Annotated in this window: 10 protein-coding genes; 6 read left to right on the top strand and 4 right to left on the bottom strand. The window is 59.1% G+C overall.

Translation table 11 applies throughout. The features are described from left to right. Both flhD and flhC read left to right on the top strand, forming a co-directional pair. Positions 1-275: flagellar transcriptional regulator FlhD (flhD, locus tag WCA53_RS07830; RefSeq protein ID WP_423907659.1), on the top strand; the 275-nt coding region annotated here is incomplete at its 5' end. A 42-nt stretch (positions 276-317) separates the two neighbouring features. After that, on the top strand, positions 318-980 hold the full coding sequence (gene flhC / locus WCA53_RS07825) for a flagellar transcriptional regulator FlhC (protein WP_423907657.1): 663 nt from the start codon (positions 318-320) through the stop codon (positions 978-980). A gap of 164 nt (positions 981-1144) precedes the next feature. On the opposite strand, the gene WCA53_RS07820 is transcribed toward flhC, so the two are convergent. Continuing rightward, positions 1145-2260 carry a succinylglutamate desuccinylase/aspartoacylase family protein gene (locus tag WCA53_RS07820; protein ID WP_423907661.1) on the bottom strand — a complete coding sequence of 372 codons (1116 nt, stop codon included), beginning with the start codon at positions 2258-2260 and terminating at the stop codon, positions 1145-1147. Positions 2261-2530: 270 nt separating this feature from the next. Beyond that, positions 2531-3322 (bottom strand): ABC transporter substrate-binding protein, encoded by a 792-nt coding sequence (locus WCA53_RS07815; protein ID WP_423907655.1) that lies wholly within the window; start codon positions 3320-3322, stop codon positions 2531-2533. Positions 3323-3778: 456 nt separating this feature from the next. Between WCA53_RS07815 and WCA53_RS07810 the strand changes: the two genes are divergently transcribed. Beyond that, on the top strand, positions 3779-4156 hold the full coding sequence (locus WCA53_RS07810) for a type II toxin-antitoxin system RelE/ParE family toxin (RefSeq protein ID WP_423907653.1): 378 nt from the start codon (positions 3779-3781) through the stop codon (positions 4154-4156). Continuing rightward, positions 4137-4490 (top strand): helix-turn-helix domain-containing protein, encoded by a 354-nt coding sequence (locus WCA53_RS07805; protein WP_423907651.1) that lies wholly within the window; start codon positions 4137-4139, stop codon positions 4488-4490. Before WCA53_RS07810 ends, WCA53_RS07805 begins: the two co-directional genes overlap by 20 nt. Positions 4491-4927: 437 nt before the next feature. Here WCA53_RS07805 and WCA53_RS07800 read toward each other — a convergent pair whose 3' ends face one another. After that, positions 4928-6427 (bottom strand): MDR family MFS transporter, encoded by a 1500-nt coding sequence (locus WCA53_RS07800; RefSeq protein WP_423907648.1) that lies wholly within the window; start codon positions 6425-6427, stop codon positions 4928-4930. 73 nt (positions 6428-6500) lie between these two features. Here WCA53_RS07800 and WCA53_RS07795 point away from each other — a divergent pair, with 73 nt between their 5' ends. Further along, entirely contained in the window at positions 6501-7205 is a 705-nt protein-coding gene (locus tag WCA53_RS07795; RefSeq protein WP_423907645.1) for a TetR/AcrR family transcriptional regulator, read from the top strand. An 89-nt stretch (positions 7206-7294) separates the two neighbouring features. Here WCA53_RS07795 and WCA53_RS07790 read toward each other — a convergent pair whose 3' ends face one another. After that, positions 7295-7765 (bottom strand): hypothetical protein, encoded by a 471-nt coding sequence (locus WCA53_RS07790; RefSeq protein ID WP_423907643.1) that lies wholly within the window; start codon positions 7763-7765, stop codon positions 7295-7297. A gap of 180 nt (positions 7766-7945) precedes the next feature. Between WCA53_RS07790 and WCA53_RS07785 the strand changes: the two genes are divergently transcribed. Next, a partial coding sequence (locus tag WCA53_RS07785) for an MFS transporter (protein ID WP_423907641.1) occupies positions 7946-8955 on the top strand: 1010 nt, incomplete at its 3' end.

The raw sequence follows: 8955 nt of genomic DNA, 5'->3' as shown, positions 1-8955 counted from the left end.
TGTCGTACATCATGCTCGCCCAGCGCATGCTGCGCGACGACCGGGCGATCGGCATGTTTCGTCTCGGTTTATCGAAGGAACTTGCCGATCTCCTGTCAGGGCTCACCCTCGCACAGATCGTCAAACTGGCAGCTTCCGACCAGTTGCTGTGCTTCTTCCGCTTCAACGATCACACCATGCTGGCGGCCCTGACGGCGCCGACGAAACACGCGGATATTGCACCCACGCACGCAGCAATCCTGCTTGCCGGTCAGCCCGCAGAACAGTTCGCCTGATTCTTCACGCGTAGATACTTCAATCGAGCACGAGATCGCACCATGCTTAAGAAGAGCCTCACAGAAGATGCCCAGGAAGTGTTCCGCGCGATCGCACTGATCGAACTCGGGGCACGGATGCAAGTACTCGAAAGCGAGCTGACACTGTCGCGCGACCGGATGATCCGGCTGTATCGGGAAGTGAAGGGCGTGTCGCCGCCCAAGGGCATGCTGCCCTTCTCGGCAGACTGGTATATGACATGGCTTGCGAATATTCACGCTTCGCTCTTCTACAATACCTACGTATTCCTAAAGAAAGAAGCCGGCTGCTCGCATCTCGATGCACTGACCAAGGGGTATCGGTTGTATCTCGAACATTGCCGGCACGGCGATGTCGATGCAGTACTTGATTTGACGCGGGCCTGGACCCTCGTGCGCTTTTTCGATGCCGGCATGCTGCAGCTCACCAAATGCTGCCGCTGCACGGGAAAGTTCATCGCGCACAAGCATGATTTGCAAGAAAACGTGGTGTGCGGGGCCTGCCAGCCGCCGTCACGCGCGGGGAAGACCAAGAAAGCGGCGGCTGCCCGTCAGGCGAGCCAGGAGACCGCGCTGGTGGAGTTATTAAGTGTTGTACCGAAGAACGAAGAACCGGAAACAACGGTACTCGCAAACGCGGTGATGTTAAAGCCGCGTACAGACAGCCTGATTGCACGGGCTGCTTAGCGGTCAAGCGGAGCCGGTAGCCTCGGGGGTCGTCTCTGGACGACATGGCTGCCGGAATATCGCTGCCGCGCTTTACTTCGCTTGTATGTATTTTTAGGGCCACCGCGGTTTGGGTGGCCCTCTTGCTTTTTCACTGCTTCCGCAAGGCTCCGCCACGGGCTTAATCAGGCCGAGAGCAGCGAGCCCGTGCGAAACGCCGTTGCGCCCGCCACGCGCGCGACTTCCATTCCCGCCGTCGTAAAGCGCGCGATATGCCGCGCGTAGATCACGCCCGACGTCGTGCAGTTAAGCGTGGTCACGGTATCGGTGAGGGGGTCGACCACATCGGCGATCGCTTCACCCGCTTCGACCATCGCGCCCACCTTTGTGCGGAATACGAGCACGCCGCTGACCGGCGCGACGATCGGCTCGGCGCCGGCGAGCGGCGTGGCCGGGTAGGACAGCGCGGGCATATTGGGCACGGGCGCATCGATCACACCGCGGTGCATCAGGTAATTGACGATCCCTTGCGCGTCGGATTCGGCGAACTCATACGACACGTCGTGCTGGCTGCGCAGTTCCACGGTCACCGAGATGCCGCCGTTGGGGATCGGAAAACGGTCCCCAAATTTTGAGCGGAGATCGGACCAGCAAAAGCTGTGAATCTCGTCAAATGGATTGCCGACGGAATTCAATGCCAACAGCGACGCCTTCGAATCCAGGTATCGCGCAAGCGGTTCTACATCGTTCCAGACGTCCGGATTCGTATAGAGGTGAAGCGCGGAATCGAGATCGCAGTGCAGGTCCAGGACGACATCGGCGTCGTAAGAGAGTTTCTGCAACGCAAGGCGCTGCGATTCGAGTTCGGTATGCGGCGTTTGTTCGTCGAGAGCGGCGCGCATTTCGCGACGCACCGCAAGCTTGTTCTCGTCAATATTGCCCGACAGTTTTCCTTCGATGCGCGGTGCGATCAGTGCGGCAAGGTCGTGGAAATTGCGGTTGAAATTATGCCCGCTGTTCATTTCGAAGCGTCCGAGCAGGGTGCCGTGCATGCTCTGGTTCAAGCCGATGGGGTTCGATACCGGAACGATTACCACTTCGCCGCGTAGCTTGCCTGCCGCTTCGAATTCGGCCAGAAGACGACGCAAGCGCCACGCGACGAGCATGCCGGGCAATTCGTCGGCGTGCAGCGACGACTGGATATAGATCTTTTCGCCGCCGCCTGGGCCGTAGTGGAAGCTGAGGATATTGCGCGTAGTGCCAAGCGATGGCGAAATGAGTGTGTGCGTTTTGGTGTGCATGATTTTCAGTCGCGCGACCGTTGCCATGAAGTCACGCCTTGAAGGAGTCGGATTGTTTGCGAGTGTTTCCTGGGCGTTGCGGAGTGTCGTCCGCTGGCATTGAAAGCCGCGTGTCGTGGTTTCGTGCTCCGGGCGCTTCGATCTTAGCCGAAAACGACCGTACGCCTGACGTAAGTGCAAAGGGGGCTCAAAAGAAAACGGGCTCCGCGATGTGCGGAGCCCGTTCTTGAGGTTCAGCTGAAGGTCCTGTCGAACCTTCCCTCAAACTGCTTAGCCACCGTACACGTCGAAGTCGAAATACTTCTTTTCAAGCTTCTTGTAGGTGCCGTCCTTGATGATCGACGCGATAGCCTTGTCGATCGATGCCTTCAGTTCGGTGTCTTCCTTGCGCATGCCGATGCCAGCGCCATTGCCGAGGATGGCCGGATCGACCAGATCCTTGCCCACGAACTCATAACCCGTGCCGCGCGGTGTCTTGAGGAAACCGACATCAGCCTGCACTGCATCTTGCAGCGCGGCATCAAGGCGACCCGCGGCCAGGTCGGCGTATACGCCGTCCTGGTTCTGGTACGGCGTGACCGTCACACCCTTGGGCGCCCAATAGGTCTTGGCGTAGGTTTCCTGGATCGTGCCTTGTTCCACGCCGACCGTCTTGCCCTTCAGGCCGTCAGGTGTCGGCAGGATGCCGCTGCCCTTCTTGGCGATCAGGCGGGTCGGGGTATTGAACAGCTTGCTCGAAAACGCGATTTGTTCTTCGCGTTGCGGTGTCATGGACATCGACGACAAAACGCCGTCGAACTTCTTCGCCTTCAGTGCCGGAATCATGCCGTCGAAGTCGTTTTCCACCCACACGCATTTCGCCTTCAGGCGGGCGCAAATTTCGTTGCCGAGATCGATGTCGAAGCCGACCAGTTTGCCATCCGGGCCCTTCGATTCAAACGGGGCATACGAGGCGTCGACGCCAAAACGGATGGTCGAGTAATCCTTCGCATTGGCCGTGACGGAGGTGACCGATGTGACGGCGAGCAGGGAAATCGTCAAAGCCGCGAGCAGTTTCTTCACTGTTTGTACTCCATATGGGTGGTCGATACGTCCCGGACAGGTCGATATCCAGGTTCGTCCGGCGCGAAGCTTCGGTGCCGGACGCCTTACATTCCGCGGATGGTGTCCGAATTGGAATCGCAGAAGATTACCAAGCCAAAATAATAGCGGACTTGGTGGAACCCCTTATAGCAATTGTTGCGAGCATTTGCAGTACGTCAAATTTTTGTTCGCGGCGGCGGTGCATACGGGTTCGATCGACTGCCGCACCTTCGCGCACGCACCACGGGTCCGCGTGCGAGCCCAGACCCAGACCTAGGCCAATTGGCTGAATGGTGGCCGCTTCGATAACCGGCGATGCTGTTCGAAGCCGATTTGTCGTGGGTTGTTCCCTGACTTTTCTCCGGGTTGCGCCCTTCCCCTGCGAATCCCTTCTAATCGTTGTTGCGTTTCTATACCATAAAGGGTATAAAGTTTATGTCGATCGAGGAAAAGCCGCTCATCTGGGTAGGTAGCAGTAAAAAGGATCTTTGTGCTCTTCCCGAAGAGGTTCGCCAGTCTTTCGGACACGCCATCAATTTGGCGCAGCACGGTTTGCAGCATTCGACGGCCAAGGTGATGCGCGGGTTCGGTGGGGCCGGCGTGCTGGAGATTATCGAAAACGACGAGGGCGGAACGTATCGTGCCGTGTACACGGTGCTATTTCGCGACGCCGTGTGCGTTCTTCATTGCTTTCAGAAGAAGAGTAAAGCGGGCGTCGCCACGCCCCGTGAGGATATGGACCTCATTCGGTCGAGATTGAAATTCGTCGAACTAAGAATCAAGGAGTATCGAGATGGAAAAACGCGTCAATGATGAAGCCGAAAAACTGGCGAGCATTGAGTTCGAAGTCAGTTCCGGGAACGTTTTTGCCGATCTTGGCTTGCCTGACGCAGGGAAGCTGAAGATCAAATCGGGTCTTGTCGCCGAGATCACTAAAGCTATCAGGCGGCTCGAGCTGACTCAAGAGCAGGCGGCTGCGCGCACAGGCATTTCACAGCCAAAAATTTCCGCAATACTCAACGGCAATCTGGCCAATCTGTCAGAGAGGAAGTTAATGGAATGTTTGAACCGGCTTGGCTATGACATTGAGATTACCGTCAGGCCGGCAACGCGGGCTACCGGGCAGATCCTGGTGGCGGTCGCTTGAATGTCGCTAGGGGCGAGGTCGGGGGGGGGCGGGGGAGCCGTCCTTAAGCCGACCGCCGCGGCAAGCAGAAGGACTCCAACCTTGCTTCAGGTTTTAGTCGTTCGAAGCGCGATGCACGGTTTTGCTTTTATGGTGTTTTGGCTGATGCGCATGGTGGGATGCGCTTGCCGCGCTTGACGGCGAAGAGTTGCCTTCCCCGAAATGGTAAGTTTCAGCGAATGCAGTTGTGGAAATGAATGCGAAAGCGGTGAGGGCGGAAACGGCAATCCATTGCGATAGCTTCATATGACGAGAATTTCCAAAGTGTTGAGGACGGTAGCTTAACCTGTCGGCCCTACTGGGCCCTACTGGGCCCGACCGGACCCTAACGGGCCGAATCGGGCCGGTAGGAATAGTCCCGCCAGATCCATGCCCGCCGGCGGCCCATGCGCATGGATTTACTTACGTAACGGCAAGTCTTCCATCCACCAGGCAAGTGCGAACGCGAGCAACACGACTACGCCTGCTACAAGAAACACGACATGCATGGAACCTGCGAATGCGTTGAGGTAAGCGTCTCGCACGGCAACCGGAAGATGCTGTACCGCTGTCGGACCTAACGATCTAGGCAACTCGATTCCCGGCGCAATGGCCGCGTCGAGGCGTGAGTGCAGGCTGTTCGTGAATATTGCGCCGAAGGTCGCCACCCCTACGGAGCCGCCAATCGAGCGAAATAGCGTCGCGCCGGACGTCGCCACGCCGATGTGTTTGAATGGCACCGCATTTTGCACAGCGAGCACGAGCACTTGCATGGTCATGCCTAGCCCGAGTCCCAGCAGCAGCATGTAGAAGTACATGGTGTGCAGCGGCGTAGGGAGTTCCAGTGTCGAAAGAAGGAACATGCCGCAGGCCACAAGCGCCGTACCGCAGATCGGAAAGAGGCGATACTTGCCCAGCTTGCTGATCAGACGGCCGCTTATGATCGAGGTAAAGAGCAGCCCTGCCATCATTGGCAGGATCTGCAGCCCGGCCTGCGACGGCGTGGAACCTTTCGCAACTTGCAGATAGAGCGGGAGAAACGTCATGGCGCCGAAGAGCGAAAAGCCGATGATGAAGCCGATCAAGCCGCTCAGCACAAAGGTGCGCTCGCGAAAGAGTCCAAGCGGCATGATCGGTTCGGCAGCAAGACGTTCTTCGTAGACAAACCCGCCAAGCGTGATGAGACTGAGCGCGAGCGTGAACCAGAGTTGGGGAGAGGTCCATGGCAGCAAGGTACCGCCCTGGCTGGTGAACAGGATGAGGCAGGTAAGCGAACAGGCAAGGAAGGCCGCGCCCATGTAATCGATCTTGTGCTTGACGTGCGCCACATGTGGCTTGAAGACAAGACCGATCACCAGCAGCGCGACAATGCCAAGCGGTACGTTGATGTAAAAGATCCAGCGCCACGAGAGATGCTCGACCATGAACCCGCCCAGCAACGGCCCGACGACCGTCGCGAAGCCGAAGACGCCGCCGAACAATCCTTGATAACGACCCCGTTCGGCCGGCGGGATGACGTCGGCGATAGCGGCCATCGTAACGACCATCAGGCCTCCTCCGCCCAGCCCCTGCAAAGCGCGCAATACAATCAACTGGGTCATGTCCTGTGCGACGCCGCAAAGGATTGAGCCGACGAGGAAGATTAGAATCGCCGCTTGAATGACGATCTTGCGTCCGAACAGGTCACCGAATTTGCCGTACAACGGGACCACGATGGTCGATGTGAGCAGGTAGGATGTGACGACCCAGGACAAGTTTTCGAGGCCGCCAAGCTCGCCCACGATCGTCGGCAACGCGGTCGAAACGATCGTCTGGTCCAGCGCGCCGAGCAGCATGACAAGCATTAGCGCGGCAAATAAGAGCCGGATCGGTGGTCGCTCGCTGGTCGGTAGCGCGACGGTTTGCTGCAGATATTCCATGCGGGCGCCCGGATACAATAATTAATATTGAAGTTAATATAGGCGACACCGCTACCCCAGGTCAATTGCCATCATGACAAATGATGTAACCGATTTTTCGACTTCCACCGCTCCCGCTGGCCCGGCGGACGCGCCCGAGCGGCTGAAACCGGGTCGTCGGCCGGGCCGCCCGACAGGCGCGCAACACGGCGAACCCCGTACGCTTTTGCTCGATGTCGCGCTGGTATTGTTCGCGCGGCAGGGAATCATGGAGACCACGCTTGGCGCGATCGCGCGCGAAGCGGGCGTTACACCGGCCATGGTTCACTATTACTTCAAGACGCGTGACCAGTTGCTCGACGTCCTGATCGACGAGCGTTTCGTGCCATTGCGTGTTGAATTAGGTCGCGCGTTCGCCGATTCCAAAGCTGAACCGGCTGACGCGTTGCGTGCGTTCGCCGAAGGTCTTGTTGGCGTGGCCGAGCGGCATCCGTGGTTTCCGACGCTGTGGATCCGAGAGGTCATCAGCGAGGGCGGGTTGCTGCGGCAGCGCATTGCCGAGCGTTTCGGCGATGCGAACCAGCGGGCATCGATACAGAGAATCGAAACGTGGCAGAGCGAAGGCAAGCTCAATCCGGATCTGGAGCCGTCGCTGCTGTTCGTGTCCTTGTTCGGCCTGACCATATTGCCGCTTGCCATGACCCGGAAATTAGCAGGGAAGAGCGGAACCGCGCCCACCCGGGAGCAAATCGCACGGCACGCGGTGGCATTGCTCATGCACGGTATCGAGCCGCCCTGAACGCGCGATTGCGACGAAGGCTGTTCCTCAAATGAACTGCTCGGCGGTCCAGCGCCCCCGTTGGGCGGCACGAGCCGCTGGTCAATCGTTCAAGCTCGGAGCCGGCACGGTGCACGGAACAGGCTGCCGAGCCACATGCCATTGAGGGTCTTGGTGACTACAATCAGCCAGAAGCCAACCAGTGCCACGGCCATCACGGCCATCACGGTCCCGATCGCCGCAAGCGGCGTGAACTGTGTAAGCCGGTCGAGCGTGAATATGGCTGACGCATAGACGCCGATCGGGAACGTGAGGCGCCACCACCCCATGTTGAATGTCATGCCGTCACGCAGATAACTGAGCGTCAGCGCGATCGCAACGACCAGCCACCAGAGTCCCGCGCCCCACAGCAGCGAGCCGCCGATCACGCCGAAATCGCGTGCAACCATCGCGACATGGGCGGGTTGCGTCCCGTCGAATGCAGCGGGCGGGGCTTGTCCCAGCAACAGCAGGCCGAGGCTACCCGTGCCGATCTGCGAGTGCTTGATGTGAATGACTTGCGTATTGGGCGCTCGTTGCACATGGTCTGGCTCAAGGGGCGTTCGTTTTCGCCGAGCACCCAGGCGTTCTTCGATCGGGTACTTCGAGCCGTGTCTCGCGAAACCGACGGACGCCGTTAAAATGCGCGCAAGCACAAACCATACGGCGCGCTATTAGTAGACGCGCCGACACAAAACCGGCATATCAAGGAGACAAATTCGATGGCAACCAGCCACGCCGCGCCCGCTGACAGGGACACTCGACCCGGATCAGGCTCGACCACGCATCCCCTCACGGCGGGGTCAATTTCCGCGCGCCTCGACCGCTTGCCCGCCACCCGGAGCGTCTGGACGCTGGTCGTGTTGCTGAGCCTCGGATTCTTTTTCGAACTCTATGATTTGCTGTATTCGGGTTATGTCGCGCCCGGCCTGGTAAAAAGCGGCATTCTGACATCGACGACAGTCGGGCTATTTGGCATGACCGGCGTGGCGAGCTTCATCGCTTCGTTGTTCTCGGGCTTGTTCATCGGCACGATCGCGTGCGGCTTTCTCGCCGATCGCTTCGGCCGGCGCGCCATCTTCACGTATTCGCTGCTCTGGTACACGGTCGCCAACGTGATCATGGCGTTCCAGGACACAGCGGGTGGTTTGAACTTCTGGCGCTTCATGGCCGGGTTGGGTATTGGCGTGGAACTGGTGACGATCGGGACCTACATTTCAGAGCTAGTGCCCAAGCATATTCGCGGGCGCGCATTCGCGTGCGAGCAGGCGGTCGGCTTTACAGCGGTGCCCGTGGTCGCGTTCCTGTCCTACGCGCTGGTGCCCAACCACCCTTTCGGCTTCGATGGCTGGCGCTGGGTCGTGCTGATCGGCGCGCATGGTGCGCTTTTCGTCTGGTTCATCCGGCGCGCGTTGCCCGAAAGCCCACGGTGGTTGGCGCAGAAAGGGCGCCTGGCGGAGGCGGACGCGGTGATGTCGGCGCTCGAGGCGAAGGTCGAGAAAGAATATGGCCGGCCGTTACCGCTGCCTGTGGCCGCCGCATCGGAACCTGTCAGCCGGCGCGGCACGTTCCGCGACCTGTGGGTCGCGCCGTACGGCAAGCGTGCGGCCATGATGATCATCTTCAATGTCTTCCAGACGGTCGGCTTCTACGGCTTCGCCAACTGGGTGCCCACGCTTCTTATCAAGCAGGGGATCACGGTGACCACGAGCCTGATGTATTCGACGATCAT

Source organism: Caballeronia sp., from assembly GCF_049581465.1.
In the GTDB taxonomy this organism is placed as follows: Bacteria; Pseudomonadota; Gammaproteobacteria; order Burkholderiales; family Burkholderiaceae; genus Caballeronia.
This window is presented reverse-complemented; position numbering and strand designations above follow the sequence as displayed.